The sequence below is a fragment of the Kitasatospora sp. NPDC094016 genome (assembly GCF_040304045.1).
GTDB lineage: Bacteria > Actinomycetota > Actinomycetes > Streptomycetales > Streptomycetaceae > Kitasatospora.
This window is the reverse complement of record NZ_JBEOUK010000057.1, coordinates 1-25386: the sequence shown is the minus strand read 5'-3', so window position 1 is coordinate 25386 and position 25386 is coordinate 1. Positions and strand designations below refer to the sequence as shown.

29 protein-coding genes are annotated in these 25386 nt (G+C 73.7%); 10 read left to right on the top strand and 19 right to left on the bottom strand.

Features of this window, described 5'->3' with window-relative positions; genetic code table 11:
* Positions 1–153 precede the first annotated feature (153 nt).
* Positions 154–1545 carry an NsdA family TPR-like regulatory protein gene (locus tag ABT015_RS33920; RefSeq protein WP_350886103.1) on the top strand — a complete coding sequence of 464 codons (1392 nt, stop codon included), beginning with the start codon at positions 154–156 and terminating at the stop codon, positions 1543–1545.
* A gap of 684 nt (positions 1546–2229) precedes the next feature.
* Here ABT015_RS33920 and ABT015_RS33915 read toward each other — a convergent pair.
* The 12 genes from ABT015_RS33915 to ABT015_RS33860 form a co-directional block, all read right to left on the bottom strand.
* Positions 2230–3162: an alpha/beta fold hydrolase gene (locus ABT015_RS33915; RefSeq protein ID WP_350886101.1), complete on the bottom strand. Its 933-nt coding sequence runs from the start codon at positions 3160–3162 to the stop codon at positions 2230–2232.
* On the bottom strand, positions 3159–3896 hold the full coding sequence (locus ABT015_RS33910; protein ID WP_350886099.1) for a beta/alpha barrel domain-containing protein: 738 nt from the start codon (positions 3894–3896) through the stop codon (positions 3159–3161). Before ABT015_RS33910 ends, ABT015_RS33915 begins: the two co-directional genes overlap by 4 nt.
* On the bottom strand, positions 3893–4618 hold the full coding sequence (locus tag ABT015_RS33905; RefSeq protein ID WP_350886097.1) for a phosphoribosylanthranilate isomerase: 726 nt from the start codon (positions 4616–4618) through the stop codon (positions 3893–3895). The genes ABT015_RS33910 and ABT015_RS33905 overlap by 4 nt, the downstream gene beginning before the upstream one ends.
* Positions 4615–5760 (bottom strand): acyl-CoA dehydrogenase family protein, encoded by a 1146-nt coding sequence (locus ABT015_RS33900; RefSeq protein WP_350886095.1) that lies wholly within the window; start codon positions 5758–5760, stop codon positions 4615–4617. The genes ABT015_RS33905 and ABT015_RS33900 overlap by 4 nt, the downstream gene beginning before the upstream one ends.
* 97 nt (positions 5761–5857) lie before the next feature.
* Positions 5858–6232 (bottom strand): ectoine synthase, encoded by a 375-nt coding sequence (locus ABT015_RS33895; RefSeq protein ID WP_350886093.1) that lies wholly within the window; start codon positions 6230–6232, stop codon positions 5858–5860.
* Between the two features lie 19 nt (positions 6233–6251).
* Positions 6252–7160 (bottom strand): tryptophan synthase subunit alpha, encoded by a 909-nt coding sequence (trpA, locus tag ABT015_RS33890; protein ID WP_350886091.1) that lies wholly within the window; start codon positions 7158–7160, stop codon positions 6252–6254.
* Positions 7153–8184, bottom strand: a complete 1032-nt coding sequence (locus ABT015_RS33885) for a hypothetical protein (RefSeq protein WP_350886089.1) — start codon at positions 8182–8184, stop codon at positions 7153–7155. Before ABT015_RS33885 ends, trpA begins: the two co-directional genes overlap by 8 nt.
* A 3-nt stretch (positions 8185–8187) precedes the next feature.
* Entirely contained in the window at positions 8188–8460 is a 273-nt protein-coding gene (locus tag ABT015_RS33880; protein ID WP_350886087.1) for an acyl carrier protein, read from the bottom strand.
* A gap of 57 nt (positions 8461–8517) precedes the next feature.
* Complete coding sequence (locus ABT015_RS33875) at positions 8518–10053, bottom strand: AMP-binding protein (protein WP_350886085.1); 1536 nt, start codon at positions 10051–10053, stop codon at positions 8518–8520.
* Between the two features lie 7 nt (positions 10054–10060).
* Entirely contained in the window at positions 10061–10936 is an 876-nt protein-coding gene (locus tag ABT015_RS33870) for a MaoC family dehydratase (protein WP_350886083.1), read from the bottom strand.
* Entirely contained in the window at positions 10933–12171 is a 1239-nt protein-coding gene (locus ABT015_RS33865) for a beta-ketoacyl-[acyl-carrier-protein] synthase family protein (protein WP_350886081.1), read from the bottom strand. Before ABT015_RS33865 ends, ABT015_RS33870 begins: the two co-directional genes overlap by 4 nt.
* 102 nt (positions 12172–12273) lie before the next feature.
* Positions 12274–13485 (bottom strand): aminotransferase class I/II-fold pyridoxal phosphate-dependent enzyme, encoded by a 1212-nt coding sequence (locus ABT015_RS33860; protein ID WP_350886079.1) that lies wholly within the window; start codon positions 13483–13485, stop codon positions 12274–12276.
* A gap of 599 nt (positions 13486–14084) precedes the next feature.
* Here ABT015_RS33860 and ABT015_RS33855 point away from each other — a divergent pair.
* Both ABT015_RS33855 and ABT015_RS33850 read left to right on the top strand, forming a co-directional pair.
* Positions 14085–14957 carry an AfsR/SARP family transcriptional regulator gene (locus tag ABT015_RS33855; protein WP_350886077.1) on the top strand — a complete coding sequence of 291 codons (873 nt, stop codon included), beginning with the start codon at positions 14085–14087 and terminating at the stop codon, positions 14955–14957.
* A 245-nt stretch (positions 14958–15202) separates the two neighbouring features.
* Positions 15203–15550, top strand: coding sequence for an ArsR/SmtB family transcription factor (locus ABT015_RS33850; protein WP_350886075.1), 348 nt, complete (start codon positions 15203–15205; stop codon positions 15548–15550).
* A gap of 168 nt (positions 15551–15718) precedes the next feature.
* On the opposite strand, the gene ABT015_RS33845 is transcribed toward ABT015_RS33850, so the two are convergent.
* The 3 genes from ABT015_RS33845 to ABT015_RS33835 form a co-directional block, all read right to left on the bottom strand.
* Complete coding sequence (locus ABT015_RS33845; RefSeq protein WP_350886073.1) at positions 15719–16852, bottom strand: FAD-dependent oxidoreductase; 1134 nt, start codon at positions 16850–16852, stop codon at positions 15719–15721.
* A gap of 306 nt (positions 16853–17158) precedes the next feature.
* Positions 17159–18358, bottom strand: coding sequence for a methyltransferase domain-containing protein (locus ABT015_RS33840; RefSeq protein ID WP_350886071.1), 1200 nt, complete (start codon positions 18356–18358; stop codon positions 17159–17161).
* Entirely contained in the window at positions 18359–18520 is a 162-nt protein-coding gene (locus ABT015_RS33835) for a hypothetical protein (protein ID WP_350886069.1), read from the bottom strand.
* Positions 18521–18806: 286 nt separating this feature from the next.
* Between ABT015_RS33835 and ABT015_RS33830 the strand changes: the two genes are divergently transcribed.
* Entirely contained in the window at positions 18807–19322 is a 516-nt protein-coding gene (locus tag ABT015_RS33830; protein WP_350886067.1) for a DUF6879 family protein, read from the top strand.
* A 14-nt stretch (positions 19323–19336) separates the two neighbouring features.
* Entirely contained in the window at positions 19337–19579 is a 243-nt protein-coding gene (locus tag ABT015_RS33825) for a hypothetical protein (protein ID WP_502897467.1), read from the top strand.
* 11 nt (positions 19580–19590) lie between these two features.
* Here ABT015_RS33825 and ABT015_RS33820 read toward each other — a convergent pair whose 3' ends face one another.
* Together ABT015_RS33820 and ABT015_RS33815 are read right to left on the bottom strand one after the other, a co-directional pair.
* A complete protein-coding gene (locus ABT015_RS33820; protein WP_350886065.1) occupies positions 19591–20823 on the bottom strand; it encodes an MFS transporter in 1233 nt (410 codons plus the stop codon).
* A gap of 168 nt (positions 20824–20991) precedes the next feature.
* A complete protein-coding gene (locus tag ABT015_RS33815) occupies positions 20992–21303 on the bottom strand; it encodes an ArsR/SmtB family transcription factor (RefSeq protein WP_063352995.1) in 312 nt (103 codons plus the stop codon).
* A 111-nt stretch (positions 21304–21414) separates the two neighbouring features.
* Between ABT015_RS33815 and ABT015_RS33810 the strand changes: the two genes are divergently transcribed.
* Positions 21415–21957, top strand: a complete 543-nt coding sequence (locus ABT015_RS33810) for a DUF1707 SHOCT-like domain-containing protein (protein ID WP_350886062.1) — start codon at positions 21415–21417, stop codon at positions 21955–21957.
* A gap of 121 nt (positions 21958–22078) precedes the next feature.
* A complete protein-coding gene (locus tag ABT015_RS33805; protein ID WP_350886060.1) occupies positions 22079–22537 on the top strand; it encodes a hypothetical protein in 459 nt (152 codons plus the stop codon).
* 178 nt (positions 22538–22715) lie between these two features.
* Here the strand turns inward: ABT015_RS33805 and ABT015_RS33800 are convergent, their stop codons facing one another.
* Both ABT015_RS33800 and ABT015_RS33795 read right to left on the bottom strand, forming a co-directional pair.
* Positions 22716–23036 carry a hypothetical protein gene (locus ABT015_RS33800; RefSeq protein WP_350886058.1) on the bottom strand — a complete coding sequence of 107 codons (321 nt, stop codon included), beginning with the start codon at positions 23034–23036 and terminating at the stop codon, positions 22716–22718.
* Positions 23033–23473, bottom strand: a complete 441-nt coding sequence (locus ABT015_RS33795) for an ATP-binding protein (protein WP_350886056.1) — start codon at positions 23471–23473, stop codon at positions 23033–23035. The genes ABT015_RS33800 and ABT015_RS33795 overlap by 4 nt, the downstream gene beginning before the upstream one ends.
* 252 nt (positions 23474–23725) lie before the next feature.
* Here ABT015_RS33795 and ABT015_RS33790 point away from each other — a divergent pair, with 252 nt between their 5' ends.
* From ABT015_RS33790 to ABT015_RS33780, 3 genes are all read left to right on the top strand, one after another.
* Positions 23726–24583 (top strand): helix-turn-helix domain-containing protein, encoded by an 858-nt coding sequence (locus tag ABT015_RS33790; RefSeq protein ID WP_350886054.1) that lies wholly within the window; start codon positions 23726–23728, stop codon positions 24581–24583.
* A gap of 28 nt (positions 24584–24611) precedes the next feature.
* Entirely contained in the window at positions 24612–24821 is a 210-nt protein-coding gene (locus ABT015_RS33785; protein WP_063353001.1) for a DUF397 domain-containing protein, read from the top strand.
* 111 nt (positions 24822–24932) lie between these two features.
* Positions 24933–25136: a DUF397 domain-containing protein gene (locus ABT015_RS33780; protein ID WP_350886051.1), complete on the top strand. Its 204-nt coding sequence runs from the start codon at positions 24933–24935 to the stop codon at positions 25134–25136.
* Positions 25137–25386: the final 250 nt, after the last annotated feature.

Genomic DNA, 25386 nt, shown 5'->3' with positions numbered 1-25386 from the left:
CAGGGGGGCTCACAACTCGCGAAAGCGGTTCACTGCGAGCAATGGAGGCAATACCCTCGGTGATCCGGCCTCGGTGCCGGGTGTACGACTTCTCGTGCCCAGTCGAGTACGACTCCCCGCGCCAAACCGCGCGGAACGGATGAGGGGGACGCTGTGGCGTCGACCACCCGCCGGGCCAAGCCGCCGAACGACGTGCTGGCCCGGATGATCGAAAAGTGCGGGGGCGCCAGCCACAAGTCGCTGGCCCACCGCGTGAACCAGCTGGCCCACGAGGCCGGGCTGACCACCGCATATACGCATACCTCGGTCGCGAACTGGTGCCGCCGGGGCATGGTCCCCGAGTGGCCGGTGCCCAAGCTGCTGGCCCGGGCGATCGGCGAACGGTTGGGCCGCCCGGTGCAGTTGGCGGAAATCGGTATGGCGGATGCGCAGACACCGGACGTCGGGGTGGGGTTGGATTTCCCGCGAGAGCCCGCCGACGCCGTACGCGTCGCCACTTCGTTCTGGAGTTCCGTGAACCGCCGTGACTTCCTCACCGGATCCGGCTTCGCCGTTGCCTCGTTCACGACCCCGGTGACCCGGTGGCTGGTGAGCCCGGCCGACGACCGCGCCGACCACCGCGGTGGTGCCCGCGTGGGCCGGGCCGACCTCGACGAGCTCCGCGACGCCGCCGACGAGGCCCGCCGCTGGGACTCCAAGTACGGCGGCGGCAATTGGAAAGCGAACTCCGTCACCGACTGCCTCCAGCACCGGGCCGCCCCGCTGCTGTCCGGCACGTTCGCCGACGAGGTCGGGCGCGAGCTGTTCTCGGTGACCGCCGAGCTGTCCCGCCTGGCCGGCTGGACGGCTTTCGACGTCGGCCAGCACGAGGTCGCCCAGCGTCACTTCATTCAGGCTCTCCGCCTCGCCCGGGCCGGAAGTGACGTCCAGCTCGGCTGTTATGTGCTCACCACCATGGCGATGCAGGCCCTGCTGCGAGGTTTCCCCAGTGAGGCCATCGACATGACCCAGGGTGCCTTCGCCCGCGCGAACGGCCAGGCCTCCCCCCGGGTGCTGGCCTTCACCAAGCTGATCGAGGCCCGCGCCCATGCCCGCGACGACAACGTGAAGGCGGCGGCCTCTGCGCTGGCTTCCTCCGAGATGCTGCTCGACCGGGCCCGCGACCGCGCCGACGAGCCGGCCTGGATCGACTTCTATCACCACGCCCGGCTCTCGGCAGATGCCGCCGAGGTCTTCCGCGACCTCAAGAAGCCGCAGGAAGCCCTGGCCTGGAACGCGCAGGCCACCGCCATGCAGCCCGGGATCTTCACCCGCTCCGTCGGCATGCGCCTGGCGATCGTCGGAACCGCCCACCTCCAGGCCGACGACCTCGACCAGGGCCTCGCGCTCGGCAACCAGGCCGTCGACACCCTCGTCCGCGTTCAGTCCAGTCGGGCCCTGGACTACGTCCGCGAGTTCAACGCCGCCCTCACCCCCTGGCGCCGGGAACCGGCCGTCCGCGACTTCGTCCACCGCATCCGCAGCGAACTCGGCGTCGCGGCCTGACCCGGGCCGTCCGGGCGGCCGGCGGCCGGCGGCCGGCCAGACGGTCAGGTCCAGGGGAAGCGAGGGACGTCGTCGGGCAGCCGGACCGCCTCCCCGGCCTTGCGCAACGAGCCGCCACGTCACCCCAACTCCCCTACCCGGCGCCCTCCGGGGGGACGGCTATTGCACAGGTGGCCGCGATCGCGTCGTCCGACCCTGCATGAGAAGTCGGCCCCTCCGACTTCTCGTGCAGCCGTCCGCCGCGCAACGGCGCTCGGGTCAGCAGGGGCCGTCGGCGGTCGGGTTCACCACGGAGACGATCGGGCTGCCTTTGCCGTCCAGGCCGTCGCGGCCGAGCCGGTCACGGCGGCGGCGTTGAGGGGGGCGCCGCCGGAGGCGGTGGAGGCGGGGCGTCGTGAGGGTGCGTCGGAGCATCGCGGCACCAGGGCAATCCGCTCCACGCGCCCCGGCGGCGTGCCGATGGGCGCGGGCGAGGGCGAAGTGGCGCACCCGGCGGCCCCCGTCATGGCGGCCGGCCCGGGGTCGCCGCCGGGCCCGCGGGCGAGCAGAGTGATCAGCGCGGGCGGGGCGGGGCCGGCGCGGGCCTCGGCGCTGTGGCGCCACCGGGTGGGCGGCAGCGCGACGGGGCGAGGTTGTCCGGGGCCACCGCGCCGCGGGCGGTGGCCACGAGCCCCCGCCCGCCGGTCACCCGGCGGCGGCCAGGACCGGTGCGGGGGCCGCGGCAGCGGGCTGGGGCCGGGGGCGGGTGAGGCAGTCGTCGGTGAAGGCGAGGGCGCGCAGGTGGTAGGGGCGGGCGGCGTGGCCCAGGGAGAGGTTGTGGCCGGCGCGGTGGGCGGTGACGAGGTGGGCCAGGCCCGGGGGGAAGGCGGCGGTGAGGGCGGTGCGGTGGGAGGGCTCCAGGCGCCACCAGGCCTCGTGGTCGGCGAGGGTGAGGCGCACCGGCACGCGTACGCGGGCGGCCAGGGCGCTGTAGCGGGCGGGCCAGGTGGCCAGTTCGCGGGATTCGAGGGCGGGGACGGGGGTGAGCAGGGTGCGGGCGGCGTGGAAGGTACCGGGCGGGTAGAGGCCGAGGGGGCCCCAGTTGAGGCGGCCGCCGCCGGCGAGGTCGTCGGGGCGCTCCCACGCGCCGGGGGCGTAGTGCTGGGCGAGGCCGGAGATGTCGGCGCCGAGCAGGGGCAGGCGGGGGTCGGCGGGCCAGTGGGCGGCGAGGTGGAGGGCGATCTTGCCGCCGAAGGAGTGGGCGAGGAGCTGGACGCCGGCGCCGACGGGGTGGGCGCGGGCGTAGTCGGTGAGGGCGGCGTGCAGGGTGGCGGCCTGGTCGGCGATGAGCTGGCCGTCGGGCAGGCGGTGGGCGGAGGCGCCGTGGCCGGGGCGGTCCAGGGCCAGGACGGTGTAGCCGAGGTCGGCGGCCAGGGTGAGCAGGCTGGTGTCGGGGTGGGCGGGGCCGGCGAAGTAGGCGGCGCGCATGCCGCGGCCGTGGATGGCGAGGAGGACGGCCTTGGGGGCGCGGTCCTGGGGTTCGGCGACGAGGGCGGAGACGGGGATGCCGCCGGCGTCCAGGACGAGGGAGCGGGTGGCCAGGCGGGGGTTGGGCCGCGGGTTCGGGCGGAAGCTCATACGGCGGCCCCGGCCCGGACGGCCCCGGCGCGGGCGGTGGTGGCGGCGCGGGCGGTGTCGAGGTCGGTGAGCCAGCCGGTGAGGTCGCTCTGGCGCATCAGGGTGGTGCCGATGAGCAGTCCGGCGTAGCCGGCGTCCAGGAGGCGGGCGGCGTCGGCGGGTTCGGTGATGGCGGAGGCGGAGACGGGGGCGCGGGTGCCGGTGGCGAGCAGGGCGGGCAACAGGCGCAGGCTGCGTCCGAGGTCGCCGCGGTCGCGTTCGCGGGTGCGGATGTCCTTGTTGTTGACGGCGATGACGCAGTGTTCGGGCTGGGGCAGGTGGGCGAGTTCGTGTTCGCCGGTGATCTCGACGAACGGGGTCAGGCCCAGGGCGAGGGCGGTGGTGACCAGGCGGTGCAGGGAGGTGGCGGGCAGCAGGGCGGCGGTGAGCAGGACGGCGCAGGCGCCGAGGGCGGCGGCGGCCTCCAGTTGGGCGGGGCGGGTGAGGAAGTCCTTCTGCAGGACGGGCAGGTCGGTGGCGGCGGTGACCTCGCGCAGCAGGCGGGGGGTGCCGCCGAACCAGCGGCCGGTGACCACGGACAGGCAGGGCGCGCCGGCCTGTTCGTAGCGGGTGACGAGGTCGGTGACGGTGCGCGGGCCCAGCAGGTCGGTGCCGTGCGGGTCGCGGAGTTTGACTTCCATGATCAGGGGGCGTCTCGCGGCCAGCAGGGCGTCGAGGAACCGCGGGGCGCTCATACGTAGGCCTCCTTGGGGCGGGGGTGCCAGGCGTGGGCGAGGGCGGTGACGGCTTCGTGGGTGAAGTCGCCGGCCCGGTTGCGGGCGGCGGTGTCGATGTCGGCGCCGGCGTACAGGGGGTGGTCGGTGACGGTGCGGTAGGTGTCGCGGTTGGCGGCGTTCAGGCCGCCGGCGAGGAGGAAGGGGATGGTGAGGCGGGGCAGCAGGGTGTGGACGTCGGCGGGGGCCAGGGGGTGGCCGGTGGAGCCGACGCGGCCGTCGTCGGTGACGGTGTCCAGGAGGAACAGGTCGCAGCCGGCGCGTTCGAAGGCGCCGATGAAGGGGCGTTCCAGGCAGCGGCCGCGGGAGAGGTGGAGGACTTTGACGAGGACGGCGTAGGGCAGGCGGTGGCGCAGTTCGGTGACGAGGGCGGGGCTCTGGTAGGCGTGGAGCTGGATCCAGCGGATGCCGGTGGCGCGGGCGAGGCGGGCGAGTTGGTCGGCGTCGTCGAGGAAGGTGACCAGGACGGGTTCCAGGCCCAGGCGGATGGCGGTGGCGGCGAGGTGGGCGAGGTGCTGTTCGGAGAGTTCGGCGGGGCCGCCGGGCACGCCGTGCCACAGGCCCACCAGGGTGGGGCCGGATTCGGCGAGGAGGGTGAGGTCGGCGCGGGTGCGGGCCCCGCACACCTTGAGGTGGCGGGGCCGCGTGGGCGGCAGGGGGCGGGGCGGGGCGGGGGCGCTCACTTGCCGAGTCCGAGCATGGCGGCGATGCGGTTGTACTGGATCTCGTTGCTGCCGGAGTAGATGGTGCCGGCGACGGCGTTGCGCACGTCCTTCTCCAGCCCGTACTCGGACATGTAGCCGTTGCCGCCGAAGACCTGGACGGCGGCCAGCGAGGTGGCGAGGTTGGATTCGCTGGTGAGGAGTTTGGCGATCGCCATGTCGACGGTGACGTTCTCGCCGGCCTCCAGGCGCTGGGCCGTGTCGTAGAGCCACTTGCGGGCGGTCTCCAGGCGGATCTTGGTGTCGACGATCTTGTTGGCGACCGACTGGTAGGAGCCGATGGGCTTGCCGAAGGACATGCGGGTCTTGGCGTAGTCGAGGCAGCGTGCCAGGCGGTGCTGCATCTCGCCGGTGTTGACGATGAAGGAGTAGAGGATCTCGCGTTTCATGACGTGGTCCAGGACGAGGAAGCCGCCGCCGACGCGGCCCAGGACCCGGGAGGCGGGCACCTTGACGTCGTCGAGGTAGACCTCGGACAGCGGTGAGGTGCGCAGGCCCATCTTCTTGATGGGGTTTCCGGTGCTGATGCCGGGCATGTCGCGGTCCAGGAGGAACGCGGTGACGCCGAGCGCCCCGCCCTGGGGGTGGGTGCGGGCGTAGACGACGATGACGTCGGCGACGGGGCCGTTGCTGACGAAGGTCTTGGCGCCGTTGAGGACGAAGTGGTCGCCGTCGCGGATCGCGCGGGTGCGCATCTGCATGGCGTCCGAGCCGCCCTCGGACTCGGTGATGGCGTGGGCGCCGATGGCCTCGCCGGAGGCGATGCGCGGCAGGTAGGTCTCTTTGAGGGCGGGTGAGCCGAAGGCCTGGAGGGGGACGCCGGTGGAGGCGAGGGAGGTGGTGACGGAGAAGTTGAGGCCGCCGTCGCGGCAGGTCTGGCCCAGGCCCTCCAGGACGTACATGGTGGTGAGCAGGGACTGGCCCAGCCCGCCGTAGCGTTCCTCGAAGGGCAGGGACAGGATTCCGGTCTTCTGGACGAGGCGCCACTTGTCGTGGGAGAAGGCGGCCTGTTCGTCGCCTTCGATGTGGCCGGCGCTCAGGTCGTCGCCGAAGCGGGCCAGGCCCTCGCGCAGGGCGTGCTGGTCGGCGTTCCAGCGGATCATGGACGTGCCGCCTTCCTCCCGGGCCCGCGTGCGGGGCCCGGGGTGGCAGGCCGGCGCGCGGGGCGCCGGCGCGTGACTCGAAGGGGAGGGTCTTCGCCTAGTAGGCGGAGGAGGAGGCGGCGTCGAGCTGGTGGACCTCGTCGCCGCGCAGGGCCGGGGAGAAGACGCAGACCAGGCGCAGGTCCTCGTGGGGGCTGGCGACCAGGTAGTGGGCGTCGTGCTCGTCGAGGGCGTAGAGGCGGCCGGGGGTGATGGGGTGGGAGGTGCCGTCCATGGCGATGACCTCGCCGGAGCCGGCGATGCAGTAGCACGCCTCCAGGTGGTTGCGGTACTCCAGGCGGGACTTGGTGCCGGCGTTGACGATGGTGTCGGTGAGGGTGTAGCCGAGGTTGTCGCCGGCCACCAGGAAGCGGCGGGAGAGGCCGTTGCCCCACTCGACGGTCTGGACGTCGTCAAGGTCGCGGATCAGCATGCTGGTTCTGCCTTTCGTGTCAGCGGGCGAGGGTGGTGGTGCAGGGGGTGGTGCTGGTGGTGCCGGGGGTGGTGCTGGTGGTGCCGGGGGTGGTGCTGGTGCGTCCGGCCGTGGCGGGCTGGGGTGGCCCGGGCGGGCGGAGGTCGTGGAGGAGGGCGCGCAGCGCCTGGGCGGCGTCGCGGCCCTCGGTGAGGGCGGCCTCGATGCGGGCGACGGCGGCGGAGCCGACGATCGCGGCGTCGGCTCCGGCGGCGGCGACCGCGTCCAGGTCGGCGGCGCTTTTGACGCCGAAGCCGATGGCGACCGGGGTGGCGGGGGCGGCGGCGCGCAGGGTGGCGACGGTGGCGGCCAGGGTGTGGTGGCCTGCCGCGGGGGTGGTGCCGGAGCGGCCGTAGTGGGCGACGAGGTAGACGTAGGCGTCGTGGGCGTCGCGGGCGGCGGCGGTGAGGACCTCGGGGGTGGAGGTCGGGTAGCAGGTGGCGACCTGTGGCAGGGCGGCCTCGCGCAGGGCCTGGCGCCAGGCGGGGCGCAGGCGGGGCGGCAGGGCGTGGACGAGCAGGGCGTCGGCGCCGGCCTGGGCGATGGCGCGGGCGCAGGTGGCGGGGTCGGCGGCGCGCAGGCTGTGGCTCCAGTCGGCGAGCAGTGCGATCTTCAGGTTCTTCAACTGGGGCCGCAGGGTGGCGAGTTCGTCCAGGACGGTGTGCAGGGTGGTGCCGGCGGCCAGGGCCCGGTCGGCGGAGCGGCGGATGACGGGGCCGTCGGTGGGCGAGTGGGGGAAGGGGACGGCGAGTTCGAGGACGTCGACGCCTTCCTCTTCCAGGACGAGGGCCAGGTCGGTGAGGCGGGCGGGCGGGTCTCCGGCGTTGAGGAACAGGGCCAGGTGCGGGCGGCCGTCGGCGCGGGCGGCGAAGAACGTGGTGTCAGGCATGGGCGGGGGCCTTGTGGTCGGTGCGCAGGCGGGTCGCCAGGGCGCGGGGGGCGCCGTCGGCCAGGGCGTCCAGGGCGGCGGTGTGGGCGGTGTGCCAGTGGGTGTGGCGGCCCGAGGCGAGGGCGAGGGCGGCGGCGTTGAGGGCGATGGTGTGGGTGGCGGTGGGGCCGGCGCGGCCGGCGAGGGCTTGCAGGAAGTGGCCGGTGAGGTCCTCGGGGTGGGGGGCGAGGTCGGCCAGGGTGCCGTCGGCGGGGGCGATGGAGCCGGCGGGCAGGTGGATGGTGGTGTCGGGGGTGTGCAGGGTGTTGTCGGCGAAGGGCAGGAGTTCGTCGGCGCCGGCGGTGTTGGTGGCCAGCCACACGGCGCGTCCGGGGGTGCGGGGGGCGAGGTGGCACAGGGCGGGCAGGTCGGTGGTGGCGCTGGTGCCGGTGAGCTGGGCGGTGACGGGCACGGTGGCGAGCAGCGGGCCGAGGGTGTTGAGGAGGCGGCCGAAGGGTTTGAGGGTGAGCGGGAACAGGAGGCGGGCCAGGCGGGTGAGGGCGGGTGGGTAGACGTGGGGGCCGGCGAAGGCGATGCCGTGGCGGGCGAGGTGGTCGGCGGTGGCGGTGTGGGAGGAGGTGAGGGTGATGCCCAGGCGTTCCAGCAGGTCGATGGAGCCGGCGCTGCTGGTGTAGGCGCGGGAGCCGGTCTTGACGACGGGTACGCCCATGGCGGCGGCGGTCAGGGCGGCGGCGGTGGAGAGGTTGAAGGTGGCCGGGCCGCCGCCGGTGCCGACGATGTTGACGCTGGCGGGGTGGGCGGGGCCGGGGTGGGGGCTGCGTTCGGTCAGGGAGGTGGTGAAGGCGGCGAGGGTGTCGGGGGCGGGCAGGCGGGTGGTGAGGGCGGCCAGCAGGGCCGCGGCCTGGGCCCGGTCGCTGTCGCGGGCCGGGCCCGGGGTGCGCTGCTCCAGCTGGTCCCACCACGAGCGCCAGGTGTCCAGGTCGACGTCGTGTCCGGCGAGCAGCGCGGTGAGGGCCGGGTGCACGGGTCAGCCGCCGGCCACGGCGCTGGCCGGGACGGCGCGGCGCTGGGTGATGAAGGCGTCGATGGCGGTGACGGAGCGGAAGTTGTTGGGGTCGAGGTCGGTGTCGTCGACGGGCAGGGCGAAGTGGTCCTCGACCCAGGCGATGAGTTTGAGGACGCCCAGGCTGTCGATGACGCCGTCGGAGAGCAGGTCGTGGTCGTCGGCGAGTTGTTCGGGGGTGACGTCGGGCAGGAACTCCTCGATGAGGAACCGCTTGATCTGGGTGATGTTGCTCATGGCTCGCAACTCCCTTGGTCGTGTCGGGTTTTGGTGGTTTCGGGTCGGGTGGCTTGGTCAGGCGGTGGGCAGGACGGCCTTGCGGTCGACCTTGCCGGTGGCGGTCTTGGGCAGCGGGGTGTCGTGGATGGCCAGGCGTTCGGGCACGGCGGCGCGCGGCAGGTTGCGGGCGAGGTGTTCGCGCAGGGTGAGGCTGTTGAGGGCGGAGCCGGCGGCGCGCTGGACGGCGGCGTGCAGGCGTTTGCCGGTCAGTGGGTCCGGGGCGGCGGCGACGGCGGCCTCGCGGACCTCGGGGTGGGCGAGCAGGACGCGTTCGACCTCGGCGGTGTTGACGGCGACGCCGCGGACCTTGACCTGGAAGTCGGCGCGTCCGGTCAGGTGCAGGCGGCCGTGTTCGTCGCGGACGGCCAGGTCTCCGGTGCGGAACCAGCGGCGTCCGGGCCCGGCGCCCTCGGGCTGGGTGGTGAAGCGGCCGGTGTCGCGGGAGCGGTCCAGGTAGCCGGCGGCCTGGAAGGGGGTGGAGACGTACAGTTCGCCGCGGCCGGGGCCGGTGACGGGGGTGCCGTCGGGGGCGGTGAGCAGGGTGCGGACCCCGGGCAGGGGGGTGCCGATGGGCACCGGCAGGGCGGCGGTGGCGTCCAGGCGGTCCAGGCGGTGCAGGAAGCTGTCGTTGGTCTCGGTGCAGCCGTAGATGTTGTAGAGCGCGGCGCCGGGCAGCAGGGCGGGCAGTGCGGCCAGGGTGCGGGCGTCGATGGCGTCGCCGGTGAACGCGGCGTGCTCGACGCTGTCCAGCACCGTCGGGCCTGCCGTCTGGGCGGTGGCCTGGGCGAGGAGGGCGTAGGCGAGGGGGACGGCCTGGAGGACGTGCGGGCGGTGGCGGGTGAGCTGGGCGAGCAGGTGGCGGGCGTTGAGCGCGTGGGCGGGGTCGATGAGCAGGACGGTGCCGCCGGCGGCGAGGGTGGCCCACACGTCCAGCAGGCACAGGTCGAAGTTGAGGGGGGCGTAGTTGGCGACGACGCGGCCGGGCCCGAGGTCGAAGGTGTCGTGGGCCCAGGCGGTGAAGCGGTCGACGGCGGCCTGCGCGAGGGGGACGATCTTGGGCAGGTCGGTGGAGCCGGAGGTGGTGAGCAGGAAGGAGGTGCCGGCGGCGAGGGTGGGCACGGGGGCGGGGCGGGCCAGGGTGGGCAGGGCGGGGGTGTCCTGGCCGAGGGGGGCGAGCAGGTGGCGGGCGCCGGCCTGGGCGAACAGGGCCGCGAGCAGGGCGGGGGCCAGTTGCGGGGAGGGCAGCAGGAAGGGGCGGCGTTCGATCAGGCAGGCCAGGACGAGGGCGATCTGCTCGGGGGACTTGGCGGCGGGCAGGCCCACCGGTTCGCCGGGGGCGAGGTCCAGTGTGTGCAGGCGCAGCCGTTCGCGTTCGGCGGTTTCGGCGAGTTCGCGGTAGGTGACGGCGCGTTCGTGCCACAGGAGGGCGACGGCGTCGGGGCGGGTGCGGGCGTGGGCGGTGAACGCGTCGGGCAGTGTCAGCGGCGGCGGGGCCTGCGCGGCGGGTGTGGCGGGTGCGGCGGGTGTGGTGGGTGCGGCGGGTGTGGTCATCGGGGTCTCACTCCCCCGCCGGGGTGAGGGTGGCCCAGCCGGCCTTGACGGCGGTGCCGTCCTGGGTGGCGACGGTGAAGCGCACCACCGTGCCCCGGTCGTAGGGCTGCAGGGTCAGGCGCAGCGGGGTGCCGGGGGTGGTGGGGGCGGCGAAGCGGGCGCCCAGGGCGGTGAGGCGGGTGGGGTCGCCGTCGGCGTGGCGGTCGGTGATCTCCTCGGTGGCGAGGGCGACCAGGTGCATGCCGTGGGCGATGGCGGCGGGGAATCCGGCGGCGCGGGCGGCGTCGTCGTCGAGGTGCAGGGGGTTGAGGTCGCCGGCGGCGTGGGCGTAGGCGGTGACGTCGGCGGGGGTGAGGGTGTGGGTGAGGGTGTGGGGTTCGGTGTCGGGGGTGGTGCCGGGGTGGGCGGCGGGGGTGAGGGTGCCGAAGGGTTCGATGGTGGTGGCGCCGACGAGCAGGGCGGAGGTGGTGAGGTGGGCCAGGGTGCGGGTGGCGTCGGTGAGGTGGGTGGTGAGGGCCAGGCGGGTGCCGCGGGCTTCGCGGCGGGCGGCGGTGACGGTGACGGTGATGTCGGTGTGGGTGCCGGCGGTAAGGGGGTGGTGGGTGTGGATCTCCTGGGCGAGGTGGACCACGCCGGTGAAGCCGGGGTCGCCCGTGGTCAGGGTGGTGACGGTGTGCTGGGCGAGGGTGTGGGCGAGGACGAAGGGGTGGGCGGGGGCGGCGGCGGTGTCCGGGGCGGGGGGCAGGCCGGTGCGGGCGGCGGTGCGGTAGGCGGCCAGGGCGTCGGCGGTCACGGTGGTGCTGGTGCGGGCGGTGTGGTGGGCGGGCGTCGTCGCGGTCGCGGTCGCGGGTGTGGTCGCGGTCGCGGGTGTGGTCGTGGTCATAGCGGGGTCACCACCAGGGTCGAGTTGTGGCCGCCGAAGCCGAACGAGTTGGACAGGGCCGCGCCGAGGCGGATGGGGCGGGCGGCGCCGTGGACGACGTCGAGGTCCAGGCCCTGTTCGGTGTGCTCGTGGTTGGCGGTGGGAGGGGCGAGGCGGCTGTTCATGGCCTGCACGGCGGCGATCAGCTCGACGGCTCCGGCGGCGCCGATGAGGTGGCCGATGGAGCCCTTGGTGGAGGTGACGGGCACGCCGTGCGGGCCGAAGACGGTGCGCAGCGCGGCGGCTTCGGCGCGGTCGTTGTGCACGGTGGAGGTGCCGTGGGCGTTGACGTGGGCGATGTCGGCGGGGGTGAGGCCGGCGTCGGTGAGGGCGGCGCGCATGGCGGTGACGGCGCCGGCGCCGTCGGGGCGGGGGTTGGAGAGGTGGTAGGCGTCGGCGCTGGAGCCGTAGCCGGCGAGGAGGGCGTAGGGGGTGCGGTGGCGGGCGCGGGCGTCGGCGAGGCGTTCGAGGACGAGGAAGCCGGCGCCTTCGCCCATGACGAAGCCGTCGCGGTCGGTGTCGAAGGGGCGGCTGGCGCGGGTGGGGTCGTCGTTGCGCTGGGAGTGGGCGCCGAGGTTGCCGAACGCGGCGAGGGTGACGGGGGTGAGGGTGGCTTCGCAGCCGCCGGCGATGACGATGTCGGCGCGGCCGGTTTCCAGGAGGAGGGCGGCGTGGCCGATGGCGTCGGCGCTGGAGGCGCAGGTGGTGGCGATGGTCAGGGCGGGGCCGGTCCAGGCCAGGCGCATGGCGATCTGGGCGGCGGCGGCGTTGGGCATGGTGACCAGGGGCATCAGGGGGCTGACGCGCAGGGGTCCGGCGGTGGTGAAGAGGGCGGATTCGCGGTCGCTGGTGGTGCGGCCGCCGACGGCGTTGCCGACGACGATGGCGCTGCGGCCGGGGTCGGGTTCGGGGGCACCGGCGTCCTGGTGGGCGGCGAGGGCGGCGAGGGTGCCGTAGTGGGCGAAGGGGTCGAGGCGGCGGGCGTCCTTGGCGGGGACGGGGCCGTTGTCGGGCAGGTCGGTGACGCGGCATCCCAGGCGGACGCGGTGGCGGGCCAGGGCGGGGTCGGTGAGGGCGGTGGCGGTGGGGGTGCCGGTGCTGACGGTGTGCCAGAACGCGGCCGGGGTGTGGCCGGCGGGGCTGACGACGCCCAGGCCGGTGACGGCGATGGGGGGCCGGGTGGGGCGCTCTGCCATGGTCTTGTCCTTTCCGGGCGTTGGGGGCCGGCGGGCGCCGGGGTCGGGCCGGCGGCGGGGCGGCGCGGGGGCGGGGTGGCGCGGGGGCGGGGGCCGTCCCGGTCAGATGAGGCCGGTCTGGGCGGCGGCGGTCAGGAAGGCGTCGGCGGCGAAGTCGATGTCGGCGGCGGTGTGGCGGGCGGTGACGGCGATCCGCAGCCGGGCCAGGTCGTTGGGCACGGCGGGGGTGACGACGGGCAGGCCGATGACGCCGGCCTTGCGGCAGGCGGTGGCGTAGTCGTAGGCGGCGTCGTCGGAGCCGGCGATGACGGGCAGGACGGCGGTGGCGGAGTCCATGGTGGAGATGCCGGCGTCGTTGAGGCGCCGGCGCAGGCGCTGGGCCTGGGCCTGGATGTGGGTGACGCGTTCGGGTTCGCGGCGCAGGATCCGCAGGGACTCCAGGGCGGCGCCGGTCTGGGCGGGGCCGAGGGCGGCGGAGAACAGGAACGGGCGGGCGGCGTAGCGCAGGTGGCCGATCAGTTCGTGGCTGCCGGCGACCCAGCCGCCCATGGAGGGGATGGCCTTGGAGAGGGTGCCGAGTTTGATGTCGACGCGGTGGCGGTGGCCGAAGTGCTCCTCGATGCCGCCGCCGGTTTCTCCGATGACGCCCAGGGCGTGGGCCTCGTCGACCATCAGGAGGGCGTCGTGGGCGTCGCAGACCGCGCGCAGTTCGGGCAGCGGGGCGATGTCGCCGTCCATGGAGTAGACGCTGTCGACGATGACCAGGCGCACGCCGGTCGGGGAGGCGGCCTTGAGGCGGCGTTCGAGGTGGTCGACGTCGTTGTGGCGGAAGCGGGTGACGGTGGCGCCGGAGAGGCGGCAGCCGTCGACGATGCTGGCGTGGTCGTACTTGTCGATCAGGACGGTGTCGCCCTGGCCGACCAGGGCGCCGACGGTGCCGACGTTGGCGGCGTAGCCGGAGCCGAAGACCTGGGCGCGTTCGCGGCGGGCGAAGCGGGCGACCTCGGCTTCCAGTTCCTCGTGCAGCGGGATGGTGCCGGCCAGGGCGCGCACGCCGTGGTTGCCGGTGCCGTAGACGTCGACGGCGGCCTTGGCGGCGGCCACCACGCGTTCGTCTCCGGCCAGGCCCAGGTAGCTGTAGCCGGACATCATGAGCAGGCGCTCGCCGTCCAGGTCGCAGTAGGCGCTGTCGCGTTCCATGGTGTAGGCGACGAAGCTGTTGCGGCGTGAGGGGTCGGACTCCAGCGCGGCCACGCGGTCCAGGGTGGCGGCGAGCTTCGGCTCCAGGCGGTCCCATGCTCCGGTGGCGTTCACGTGCGGGTCTCCTTCTCGGCGGGGCGCGGCGGGCGCGCGGCGGTATGTGCCGTGCGGTTTGCCGCCGGTTTGCCGCCGGTTGCCCGTCGGCTGGTCGGCGGTTCGTCGTCGGCTTGTTCCGGATTGTTTTCGGTATTTCCCGGCGCGGGGGCGGGTGGGGGTGTTGGGGTTTCCTCCCGGGATAGTCCCGGGGCTTTTACGGGTGGTGCCCGGCGCAGGGGGTGGGGTGGTGTTTCTCGAAGCCTTCACGCGGGGTGCTCAAGGATGACTACATTTCTACGGCAGGATGCGCAAGGCGTCCGCAATAGCCGTGTTCCCGGCCTGCGGTAATGCTCTGACGTGCAGAAACCTTGCGTCCACGACGCATGGACCGGCTGGTGGGTATGTTTTGTCGACCAGTGTTGACACCGTGTGATGCGCCGAATGTATGGTCGAAATCCGCCGAAACCGAACGGCTGGTAGGCGGAATTTCCGGTCCAGGTTTCCCACGCCGTCGGCCCGGCGTCACGGGCCGTCGGCTCCGCTTTGGCTCAAGGGGGTTGGAGCACGTTGAACGGCTTCCGGGAAGACAGTCCGTCCGGCAGATCGGGGGAATTCTCATGCTGATCCGCCTGACAGGACTTGTGGCGATCGAGCACGACCACGGCGCCCCGCAGCACCTGTCCAGCGCCCAGGCCCAGGTGGCGTTCGCCCGCCTGGTCCTGGAGCGCTCCGCCGGCACCAGCCGCGACCAGCTGGCCGACACCATCTGGCCCGACGGCCTGCCCGACACCTGGGCCTCCGCGCTGCGCAGCGTGGTCTCGCGGGTGCGGGCCTTCGTCGCCTCCCCGGGCCAGGGCCCGGGCGCCACCCCGCTGATCGCCCAGGGCGGGCGCTACGTCCTGCGGCTGCCCGCGGACGCGGCGGTGGACCTGGAGGCCGCCGCCGGCGCGGTCGGGGAGGCCGGGGAGGCGTACGCGTCCCGCTCCTACGCGGTGGCGCAGCAGTTGGCCGCGGGGGCGATCGCCAATCTGCGCGGCGCGTTCCTGCCCGACCACGAGGGCGAGTGGGCGGGCGGGGTGCGCGAGCACGTGGAGGAGCTGCGGATGTCCGCGCTGGAGACGGCGAGCCTGTCGGCCTCGGCGCTGGGCGAGGAGCACCACGCGCTGCGCTGGGCCGACGAGGCGGTGCGCCGCGCCCCGTTCCGCGAGAGCGCCTACCGCTGCCGGATGGAGGCGCTGGCCGCGGCCGGCAACCGGGCCGAGGCGCTGCGCTGTTACCAGCAGCTGCGCCAGGTGCTGGCGGAGGAGCTGGGCATCGACCCGGCCGCCGAGACCCAGGAGCTCTACCTCGCGCTGCTGCGCTCCCCCGCCCCGGTCGCGCCCGCTGCGGCGGCGGTGCGGCCGGTGGACCCGGTGCTGATGGGGATCTTCGAGCCGCTGGCCCTGGCCCGGCTGGCGCGCCCGGCCGGGCCGCCGGTGCGCGCGGCCTGACGGGTCCGTCGCGGTGGCGGGCGGCCCCCGGTGTCGAGGGGCCGCTCGCCCGCGTGCGCGCACGGGGGCGGGCGGGGGCGCGGGGGTCGCGGGCGCGCCGGGGCGGGCGCGCGCGTGTTGCGGAGGTGTTGCGGTGGGCGTGGCGCACGGCGCGCTCGTAGTAGCGTCGAGGCGCGAAGTCGCGCACGCCGCGCGGCTTTTACCGAACCGGGACGGGGGTCGAGCGTTGGGAAGGGGTGGTGGGTGTGGGACGGGCACGCGTGGCGGCGCGGGTGATCGTGCACCCTGGTGTGGAGGACCTCAGCGTCCAGCAGGTGTTGGAGGCACTCGCGGACCCTGCCCGCAGATCGGTGGTGCGCCGGCTCGCGCACGCGGGCGCGGCGCTGAGCTGCGGCTCCTTTGACCTTCCGGTCTCCCGCTCCACCTCGACGCACCACTTCAACGTGCTGCGCCAGGCCGGACTGCTGCACCAGTACTACGTCGGCACCACCAAGATGAACTCGCTGCGCGCCGAGGAGCTGGAGGGCCGTTTCCCGGGCCTGCTGTCGGCGGTGGTGGCCGCCGCCGACGCCGAGGCCCGTACGGCGCCCTGACGGCCGGCCCGCCCGCGGCCGGCGGCCGTGGGGCGGGCCTGGTGGGGCCCTGGGCGGGGGCGGGCGTCGGCGGCGGCCCTGCTGGGCCGGCGCCTGGAGGACTACCTGGAGGCGCTGCTCGACCGGTACGCCTGAGCGCCGCCCGCCGGCGGTTTCCCGCGCGGTGGTTCAGGAGGCCGGGCCGGCGTCGAGGAAGGCGGCGATCAGGGCGCGGGGGGTGTCGTCGCGGTTGAGGAGTTCGTGCATGTGCGCGCCCTCGGAGGCGGCCTCGGCGCCGCGGGGGAACATGGCCCGCTCGTACGCGGCGAGGGCGGCCTCGGTGTCGCCGGGGTGCGCGGCCAGGGCCTGGCCGAGTTCGGCGCCGTCGAGCATGGCGAGGTTGGCGCCCTCGCCGTTGGGGGCGGTGAGGTGGGCGGCGTCGCCCAGCAGGGTCACCCCCGCCACCCGGTCCCAGCGGTGGGCGGTCGGCAGGGTGTAGTGGGGGCGCAGGAGCGGCGCGGTGTCGCCTTCGGTGATCAGCGCGGTGAGTTCGGGTGCCCAGCCGTCGAACTGGGCCGCGATGCGGGCGCGTGCCGCGGCGGGGTCGGTGAAGTCGACGGCGGCGAACCATTCCTGCGTCCTGGTGAGCAGCACGTAGGTGTGCAGGGTGTCGCCGCTCTCCCGGTGGGCGAAGATCTCCGCGCCCGGGGAGGGTGCCATCATCGAGCCGCCGCCGACCGCCTTCGCGGCGGCGAGGTGGCGGGTGTCGGCGTCGAACAGGTAGGTCTCGACGGACGAGGTGCCGGTGTACCGGGGGGTGGCGGCGGACAGCAGCGGCCGCACCCGTGACCACGCGCCGTCCGCGCCGACCAGCAGGCCCGTGGCGGCGGTGGTGCCGTCGGCGAACGCCACCTCGTGGCGGCCGGCGCCCAGGGCGCGGACGCCGGCGGCCTTGCGGCCCCACCGGACGGTGCCGGCCGGCAGCGAGTCGAGCAGCATCCGGCGCAGTTCGGCGCGCTGCACCTCGGGGCGCCCGCCCGTGCCGTCGTCGGCCTTGTCGAGCAGGACGTTCCCGTCCCGGTCGAGGATCCGCAGCGCCTGGCGGCCCTCCAGGACGAGGGCCTCGAACTCCTCCGTCAGGCCGGCCGCCCGGACGGCGAGCTGCCCGTTGTGGTCGTGGATGTCGAGCAGCCCGCCCTGCGCACGCGCCGCCGGCGAGGCCTCCGCCTCGTAGACGGTGGACGCGATGCCGTGCAGGTGCAGGACCCGGGCCAGGGTCAGCCCGCCGAGTCCGGCGCCGATGATCGTGATGTCGGTGGTCATGGTGGTTCCCTGTCTGTCGCGCGCCTGCCGGATGGGCACCCGGCCTGTCCCCGGAAAGGTCCCAGGGCCCACCGGCAGGCCGCTGCCAGGCCACCGGCACCCGGCTCACACCCCCGGCATCCGGCCGTCACCGCGCCCGCGCCGCCGGACCGCCCGGGGCCGACAGAGCCCCGCCCGGCACTTGGTCGAACGGGGCGGTTTGCCGTCTGGACCGGCCCGGGCGGCGTTCGGGCCGGATGGTCACCCTTCCGGGTGCGGGACGCAGGCAGGCACGGACCGTCGCGGTGGGAGATGCCCGCGCCCCGGTCAGCGCCCAGCCGTCGCCCTGGAGTGGACGGCATTGCCTGGACTGTCGAGCCAGTACCGGTGCTCGCCCTGGGGCGTCACGGTCAACCCGAACCGCTCTGGCCCGGGTTCGCCGTGGTCGATCCACCAGGTGCGCGCCTGTGCCACTTCGTCCCACAGCCGCCGCTTGCCGTACTGCCACACGGTGTAGCCGACCGACCCCTCGTCCGCCCGATCGACGGCCGCCCACGACGTGGCGTCGGTGGTGGCGAGCCAGAGCCGGCGGGCGACGCCGTCCACGTCGGGGTCGTCGTCCCACGCCGTCCAGACGTTGCCGAGGTGCACGCCGATGGTGAACGCGAGGTCCCACCGGTCTTCCGCGATCCCGTGCGCAGGCAGCTCGGTGTGCGACTCGTCCGGCACGTGCTCGTCTCGGACCACGTCCCGGTAGATCCGCAGGTCCGTTCGCTGATTCCGCGCGAGCATGAACGCGCTGTAGGGACTGAAACGGCCCTCGGCGCTGCCGTCCTCGGCGACCGACAGCCGCAGCAGGCCCCAGCAGACCCACGGGTTGTCCCACGGTGTGAGGATCAGCCCGCCGGGCCTGGTCTGGCGGACCAGCGCCTCGGGGATGCTCTGCAGGGCGCAGGTCACCGAGACACGGTCGTACGGGGCCCGCAGGCCCCAACCTCGGGTGCCGTCGCCGCAGACCACTTCGGGGCTGAACCCGGCGTTCGCCAGACTGGCCCGGGCTCGCGTCGCGACCTGCGCGTCCACCTCGACGGAAACGACGTTCGACGAACCGAGCCGGTGGCTCAGGTAAGCGGCGGTCAGCCCCGTGCCGGTGCCGATCTCCAGCACGGTCATGCCGTCCCGCAGATCGAGCATTTCGAGCATGCGGAACACGATGGACGGGGCCGATGCCGAGGACGACGGCCATGGGTCTGCGGCCGGGTCCTTCCCGTCGTTGACCTGCGTGACGACCGGTACGTCGGCGTAGGCGGCCTTGTTCCAGCCATCCGGATCGGATGCGCGGTCGCACGGCGTGTAGCCGCCGTGCCCGTCGTCCAGCCACACCCGGTCGGCGAGGAACCAGGACCGGGGCGCCGCTTCGGCGGCTGCCGCCCATTGCGGGGCCACGTCGCGGCCGAGCTCCTTACCGACGGCCGAGAGCAGGCCGCGAACGGCAACCTGCTCCGGCTGACCCTCGTGCTCAGGCAATTACTTCCCCTTGCCGTGCTTGTTGTCGCCCTTGCTGCCCTGCGTGTCGGGGCTCGGGGCCGACTTGCCCGGGTCCTTGTTCCCCGCGTGCTTGCCCTGTCCGCCGTCGTTGCGGCCCGATCCGCCGCCGCTGCTCCCACCCTTGCCGGTTCCCCAACCCATAGCCGGACTCCTTCACGTCGTCCCGGGCTCCGCGCTCGACCCGGATGCTTCCTGCGCCGTCTGCGGTGACCGGCACAGGCCACGCTACGGACGGTGAGGCACCGGGCTCCACGAACTTGCACGGGCTTGCACGTCAATCTCCCTGGCGGGGACCCGCATTGACGTCGTGTCCGCTGTTCGGCAAAGCTTGTGCGAGCCCGAGAGAGCACCTGGACCAGGGAGCCGGCCATGGCCGTGGAGTTCGTTGGCATCGACCCCATGGCGCCCATGATCAGGGAGGCCTGTGATGCCGTCGAGCGTGCCCGACTTCGCTGAGCTGCTCGGGCGGTGCCGGCGCTCCGCCGTCCATCTGGAGCTGCGGGACTCCTACGCCCCGACGGAGCGGTTCGAGGCGTGGCGGCGCGGCGAGCGGATCGACTGGCAGGACCGCGGGTCCTGGTGGCATCCCTACGACCAGCTGATCACGGACACGGTGGCCCGGGGTGTGGCCGTGCGCCGGGCCCGGGTCGTCTCCGAGCCCGTGTCCGCGTACATCCGGTGGGAGCACTACGTCACCCACGCCAACGTCACGGCGGGTGAGGAGGTCCGCTGGCTGCCCCGGCGACGGGCCACGGGCATCCCCCTGCCGGGCAACGACTTCTGGCTGTTCGACGGCGCGCTGCTTCGGGTGCACCACTTCTCCGGTGACGGCGCGGTGGTCGAGGACGAGATCACGGCGGACCCGCAGACCGTGGCGCTGTGTGCCACCGCGTTCGAAGCGGTCTGGGAGCGAGCGGTCCCGCACCACCTGTACGAAATCTGACGAACGCCGGCTCCATGCCCGCGCACCCCTCTGCGAGCGTCCAACGGGCCCGCGAAGCCCTGGCCGGTCGGCTGAGCGAGATCCGCAAGGACACGGGGACCGGGGTCCACGCGGACACGCCGGACGCCGCTTCCACCCTCGCCCGGCCCAACCAGGTCGGTCTGTACGCCCGGGCCTTCGACCGCCTCTCGCAGGGGGCGGTGCAGGGCGCGCCAGCACGCTCGCTCGTGGCGGGCGCCTTGTCCTGCCTGGACTGATACGGCGGGCGTCAGACGGTGGCGGGCGGCGCGTCCTGCGCCTGCGGGGCCGGGGTGGCGGGGACGGGGGTGGCGGGGCCCAGGCGGCGGCGCAGCAGGACGGCGGCCAGGGCGGCGAGGGCGAAGCCCGCTCCGGCCCAGGGCAGGTGGCGGGCGCCGGCGGTGGAGACGACGAGGCCGCCCACCGCGCTGCCGGCGGTGATGCCCAGGTTGGAGAAGGAGATGAACAGGCTGTTGCCGAACTCGGGTGCGTCCTGGGCGTCGCGGGCCAGCCAGCTCTGGCTGACGACGAGTCCGCCGGAGTGCACCGCGCCCCAGAGCAGGATGCCGGCGGTCATCGGCGCGGGCCAGGGGCCGATCGCATAGAGCAGGACGTAGAGGAGGACGTAGAGGGCGGGGAAGGCGGTGACGGTGCGCAGGAGGTCGCGTTCCAGGAGGCGGCCGAAGAGGAGGTTGCCGAGGACCATGACGATCCCGAAGGCCATCAGTGCGGCGCCCACCAGGGAGGCGCTCAGGCCGGTGACGCGTTCCAGGTATTCGGCGAAGTAGCCGTAGACGGAGAACATCGCGGCGAACACGCACACGACGGCGAGCACCGACAGCCACAGCCGGCCCCGGCGCAGGATGGCCAGCTGGCCCCGGTAGGAGGGGCGCCGGCCGGCGGGCGCTGCGGGGGTGGCGGGCGCTGCGGTGGTGGAGGGCAGGAGGAGCAGGACGCCCAGGCAGGCCAGCAGGTTGACGCCGGCGCCGAACCAGAACGCGGCGGCCAGGCCCGCGTGTTCGGCGAGGTAGGAGGTGAGCGGCACGCCGAAGGCGAAGCCGACGGTGACGCCGGCGAAGACGGTGGTGGCCGCCCGGGTGGCGCGGTGTGCGGGGACCAGGTTGGCGGCGGTGGTGAGGGCGACGGCGAAGAAGACGGGGTGGAAGAGCGCGGGCAGGATCCGGAAGGCGAACATCACGGCGAAGTCGTCGGTGAGCGCGTACACGGCGTTGGAGAGCGCGAAGACGGCCAGGGCGCTCGCCAGGACGGCCTTGCGGCGCAGGCCGGAGGCCAGCAGGGTGCCGAACGGTCCGGTGGCGGCGACCACGAGGGCGAAGACGCCCACCAGCCAGCCGGCGGCGGAGGGTGTGACGCCGAGGTCCTCGGAGATGCGGGGCAGGACGCCGACGACGCCCATCTCGGTGGTGATGATCCCGAACACTCCCAGGGAGAGCGTCAGGACGGCGGGGCCGGTCTTTCCCATGTGCTGTCTCCGTCCGCCCGGCGCGCGGGGTGTGCGGGCGCACGGCACCCACCCCCCACGCACGGGGCTACAAATCTAGATAGTTAGATGGAATGGGGCGAAAAGGAAGGGCGCAGCCCGGGGCGCCCCGGCGGGGGCGGTGGGGTGCGCCCCTGAGGGGCGGTGGGGTCAGAGTTCGTCGCGGGCGTAGGCGGCGAACGCGGCGATCGTCTCCTCGTCGCGGCGGTAGAAGGTCCACTTGCCGACGCGTTCGGACACCAGCAGTCCGGCGTCGCGCAGGATCTGCAGGTAGCCGGAGACCACGGACTGGGCGAGCCCGGACTTCTCCCGGATGTCCGTCACGCACACGCCGATGTGGAAGCCCACGCCGCGTTCGCGGTAGTAGTCCTCGTCGAAGTAGCGCTCGGGCGTCTTGAGCCAGCGCAGGAAGTCCGCGCGCGCCGGGTTGGCGAGCGCCTTGTGGACGGCCAGCGGATCCACCGCGTGCTCCCTTCGCCCGACCCTCGACCAGATGACGTATCCAATATTCTAGATGTGAAGAAGCGTGTCAACCCGGGCCGGGCGGGGCGGGGGCGGCGCTAGGGTGCGGCGGTGACCTCTCTGCCGGAAGACCTCTCCCCCCTGGCCGGCGACGACGACCGCGACGCGGCCGCGCAGCGCCTGCAAGAGGCGTACAGCCAAGGGCGCATCTCCCACGAGGAGATGGACGAACGCCTCCACCAGGCGCTCACCGCCAGGACGCAGGGCGCACTCGCACGGTCCCTGGCCTCGCTCCCGGAGCCGGGCGCGGGAGCCGAGACGACGATCGGCGCCGCCGCGGGACGCATCCGGCGCGGCGGCGCCTGGCGGGTGCCCCGGACGCTCAAGGTCGCCTCCGCGCTCGGCAGGGTGCGCCTGGACCTGTCCCGGGCGGTCTTCGAGCACCCGGTCGTCGACATCGAACTGCAACTCGGCACCGGCGGCGCCAGGATCACGGTGCCCCGCGACGCGGTCGTCGACATCGAGGGCATGCAGCCCGGCTGGAAGGAGGCCCGCTACACGCCCCCGCGGCACCCCACCGCCGGCGGCCCGACGATCCGGATCTCCGGGACCACCGGGTTCGGACGGCTGAAGGTCCGCCACGCGCGGCGCTGAGGCCGTCCGGACGGCTTCTCCAACTCCCCTTGCTTGACTCATGGTTGACGATTCGCCACATTCGGTGGCGGTCACCCCGGCGGCACTTTCGCCGGACCTCGCGGAAGGGGCGGGCGGGCAGATGGACGGGGACGCGCGGCGGGCGGCAGTCGCGGCGCTCGGCGAGCTCGGGCGCAGCCGCGACCACCGCGACCGCGCGGACGCCGGTCGCGCCCTGGCAGGCTTCGCCGAACTGCGGGAGGCCCGCGGGCCGCTGCTGGCGCTCGTGCTCGACACGGGCGACACCTTCGTCACCCGGGTGAGCGCGCAAGCCCTGCTGCGGCGAAACGACCTGGCCGGGCTGACGATCGTCGCGTCCGCGCTGGCAGTGGCCGACGACAACCACGGCGACTGGATCCACACCGCGGTCGTCGACGTGTTCGGCGTCTTCGCCGACGACCGGGACGACGCGCTACGGCTCTGCGAGGAGCTGTCGCGGGCCGCCGACGACCACGTCGCCCTGGGGGCCCGTCGGCTGCGCGACAGCCTGGCCGGGATCGATCCCGTTCTCCGCCCCGCAGCGGCGCGGGACGGACGCTAGGGCGTCTGGCGGGCGCGGTCGGCGACGGCCCGCAGCAGGGCCTCGGCACTGCCGGGGGCGGCTGCCCGGCGCCGTATCTCGGCGTGGGCGGCACGGCGCCCCGGGCTCAACGCCCTTACGGGCAGGGAGAACCGGCCGCGCAGACAGCACCACCTCACGACCCGGGCGCAGCTGCGCCTCACGCCGGCCCCGGGAAGTCGTCGGCGCCGTCGGGGCTTTCGGCGGGACGCAGGTGGATGGGGTGGGCGTGGATGCCGACGAAGGCGATCGTGCGCAGCGCGCCGAAGTCGGCCAGTCGGCGGGCGATGTGGGCGGTGGATTCGGGGGCGAACAGGTCGGCGAGGTAGGCGGCGTGGTCGTCGTCGAGGGGAAGGCGCGCCAGGGCGGTGCGCACGGCCGCCAGGGCGTCGGCGAGCCGGGCGAAGGTGGCGGCCTTGGTGACGCCGCCGATCTCGACGGTGACCGGGTGCGGGTAGTCGCGGGGAGGGATGGTGGTCACGCGGCGGCGCCGCTCTGGGGTCCGAGGACCGCCCACACCGCTTTGCCGGCTCCGCCCGCGCGCGGTCGGCAGCCCCATCGGAGGGCGAGTTCGGACACCAGCCACAGCCCCCGCCCGCATTCTTCGTCCCCGCCCACGCGGCGCAGCACGGGCTGCCGGGGGTCGGCGTCGTGGACCTCGATCCGCAAGTCGTCGGCCGAGAGGGCGAAGCGCACGAACAGCAGCCGGTCGGACGGGGTGCGGGCGTGCTGGACGGCGTTGGTGACGAGTTCGCCGAGCACCAACCCGGAGTGGTCGCAGAACAGTTCGCCCCCCGAGTGGTCGGAGAGGAAGCCGCGCAGCAGCCCCCGCGCGGTGGGCACGGACTTGTGGTGGCGCGACAGCCAGCAGGAGTACTCCCCCACGGCGGAGGGCGGGATCTTCAGCGTTTCGGACATGGCGACGCCTCCTCGGCGGCGTGGTGATCCGGGCGCGCGAGGCAAGGCCCGAGGACGGTCGGCGGGCATGGGGATGCCCGGGTGACGATCCATCAAGATCACACTGTGTCTTTCATGGACTACTCCCTGTAGCATGCCACTGCGCCAATACCGTCTGCAACAAGAACGACTGCAACCGTGCAGATTTGTGCGGCGCGTGGCCCCGACGGTCCGTCACGGGGCAGACTGGGCAGTTCAAGGGAGGAATCGCGCATGACCGACGAACCGAGGCCGACCGTCCGCGGCCGCCGCCTGGGGTCGGAGCTCCGTCGGCTCCGGGAATCAGCGAACAAGACCACCGAGGACGCCGCATCCGCGCTCGCGTGCTCGCGCGCGAAGATCAGCCGGATAGAGACCGGCGCGGTCGGGATCCGCCGGCTGGACCTCGGCGTCCTGATGGACCTGTACGGCGTCACGGAGCCGGGGGACCGCGACTCCCTTGAGACGCTGGCCCGCGACAGCAAGAAGCGCGGCTGGTGGCACGACCACGGCGACACGATCCCGCCCGCCTATGTGGACTTCCTCGATCTGGAAGCAGACGCCCGCTACATCCGGAACTGGCAGCCACTGGTCCTGCCAGGCCTGTTGCAGACCGAGGACTACACCCGCGCTCTGCTTCAGGCCAACCCGGCTGTTGTCCGCCCGGAACGCATCGACCAGTTGGTCAAGCTCCGGATGGAACGCAAGGAGGTTCTGACCAAGCCCGATCCGGCCCGACTCTGCGCGATCGTCTGGGAGCCGGCCCTCCGATGCCCGGTGGGCGGCGCCGATGCACACCGTGCACAACTGGGCTACCTCGTCGAAGCGGCACAACTCCCCAACGTCACCTTGCAAGTGGTTCCGCTCGACATCGGTCCGACCGCTGGCGCCTGCGGGGCATTCGTGATGTACGGATTCACTGGCTCCCCCACCTCGGGAGCGGTGTTTCTGGAGAATCTGACGAGCAGCCATTACCTGGAACGAGAGGCAGAACTCGACGGCTACGGACTCGTCTTCGAGGACCTGCGATCGTCAGCACTGAACCCCGCCCAGTCGCTGGATATGATCACCGCAATCGCGACAGAGGCATGAGTACGAGATCAGACAAGAGGGTGAGCGCATGACCAAGCCGAAGATCTCCGCTCGGGGCTGGTACAAGAGCAGCTACAGCGCACAGGCGAACGAGTGCGTCGAGGCAGGGAACGTCGTCGCCGGCGGCATGGCCGTCCGCGACTCCAAGGACCCCAGCGGCCCGGCCCTGGTCTTCCCGGCCGACGCCTGGTCCGCCTTCCTCACCGGAGTCAAGGCCGGCGACTTCCCCACCGCCTGACCCGCCAGCCACCCCCGTCACAGCCCCGGCCGCACGACCGGGGCTGCGACGTACCGTGAGCGCGAAGGACCCGCCCTGAAGCAGCGCAACCCAGCTTGCGGAGGATCGTCCGTGACCAACACCGCTCAGAACCCTGCCTCCTGGCGCAAGAGCAGCTACAGCGGCAATCAGGGAAACTGCGTCGAGGTCGACGACGCACACCCCGGCCGCGTCCGGGACTCCAAGGACCCCGACGGGCCCGTGCTGGTCTTCCCGGCCGACGCCTGGACCGCCTTCCTCACCGGAATCAAGGCCGGCGACTTCCCCACCGCCTGACCCTCCGACCACCCCCGCCACCGCCTGCGACGTACCGTGAGCGACAAGGACCCGTCCCAGCGGATCCACCAGGCCTCTGAGCGGGAGCCGGACAAGGACCCAGCAGGACGACGGGCCGCAGCAAACCGGCGGTTCCGCACAGGAAGTCGGACCGGCGACTCTGCTGGCGAAGTATTTGATCTGGGTCAGGCCGTTGCTGTGATGCCGTGTTGGGTGCAGAGTGCGTGGACGCGGGTGGGGCGGCGGTCTG

Coding starts and splice junctions, on each gene's coding strand:
- ABT015_RS33875 (WP_350886085.1), bottom strand. CDS start 10,053: ATGACCACACCCGCCGCACCCACCACACCCGCCGCACCCGCCACACCC.
- ABT015_RS33865 (WP_350886081.1), bottom strand. CDS start 12,171: ATGGCAGAGCGCCCCACCCGGCCCCCCATCGCCGTCACCGGCCTGGGC.
- ABT015_RS33900 (WP_350886095.1), bottom strand. CDS start 5,760: ATGATCCGCTGGAACGCCGACCAGCACGCCCTGCGCGAGGGCCTGGCC.
- ABT015_RS33870 (WP_350886083.1), bottom strand. CDS start 10,936: ATGACCACGACCACACCCGCGACCGCGACCACACCCGCGACCGCGACC.
- ABT015_RS33790 (WP_350886054.1), top strand. CDS start 23,726: ATGACCGACGAACCGAGGCCGACCGTCCGCGGCCGCCGCCTGGGGTCG.
- ABT015_RS33825 (WP_502897467.1), top strand. CDS start 19,337: ATGCCCGCGCACCCCTCTGCGAGCGTCCAACGGGCCCGCGAAGCCCTG.
- ABT015_RS33880 (WP_350886087.1), bottom strand. CDS start 8,460: ATGAGCAACATCACCCAGATCAAGCGGTTCCTCATCGAGGAGTTCCTG.
- trpA (WP_350886091.1), bottom strand. CDS start 7,160: ATGCCTGACACCACGTTCTTCGCCGCCCGCGCCGACGGCCGCCCGCAC.
- ABT015_RS33805 (WP_350886060.1), top strand. CDS start 22,079: ATGGACGGGGACGCGCGGCGGGCGGCAGTCGCGGCGCTCGGCGAGCTC.
- ABT015_RS33830 (WP_350886067.1), top strand. CDS start 18,807: ATGCCGTCGAGCGTGCCCGACTTCGCTGAGCTGCTCGGGCGGTGCCGG.
- ABT015_RS33845 (WP_350886073.1), bottom strand. CDS start 16,852: ATGACCACCGACATCACGATCATCGGCGCCGGACTCGGCGGGCTGACC.
- ABT015_RS33795 (WP_350886056.1), bottom strand. CDS start 23,473: ATGTCCGAAACGCTGAAGATCCCGCCCTCCGCCGTGGGGGAGTACTCC.
- ABT015_RS33855 (WP_350886077.1), top strand. CDS start 14,085: ATGCTGATCCGCCTGACAGGACTTGTGGCGATCGAGCACGACCACGGC.
- ABT015_RS33835 (WP_350886069.1), bottom strand. CDS start 18,520: ATGGGTTGGGGAACCGGCAAGGGTGGGAGCAGCGGCGGCGGATCGGGC.
- ABT015_RS33915 (WP_350886101.1), bottom strand. CDS start 3,162: ATGAGCTTCCGCCCGAACCCGCGGCCCAACCCCCGCCTGGCCACCCGC.
- ABT015_RS33910 (WP_350886099.1), bottom strand. CDS start 3,896: ATGAGCGCCCCGCGGTTCCTCGACGCCCTGCTGGCCGCGAGACGCCCC.
- ABT015_RS33820 (WP_350886065.1), bottom strand. CDS start 20,823: ATGGGAAAGACCGGCCCCGCCGTCCTGACGCTCTCCCTGGGAGTGTTC.
- ABT015_RS33895 (WP_350886093.1), bottom strand. CDS start 6,232: ATGCTGATCCGCGACCTTGACGACGTCCAGACCGTCGAGTGGGGCAAC.
- ABT015_RS33785 (WP_063353001.1), top strand. CDS start 24,612: ATGACCAAGCCGAAGATCTCCGCTCGGGGCTGGTACAAGAGCAGCTAC.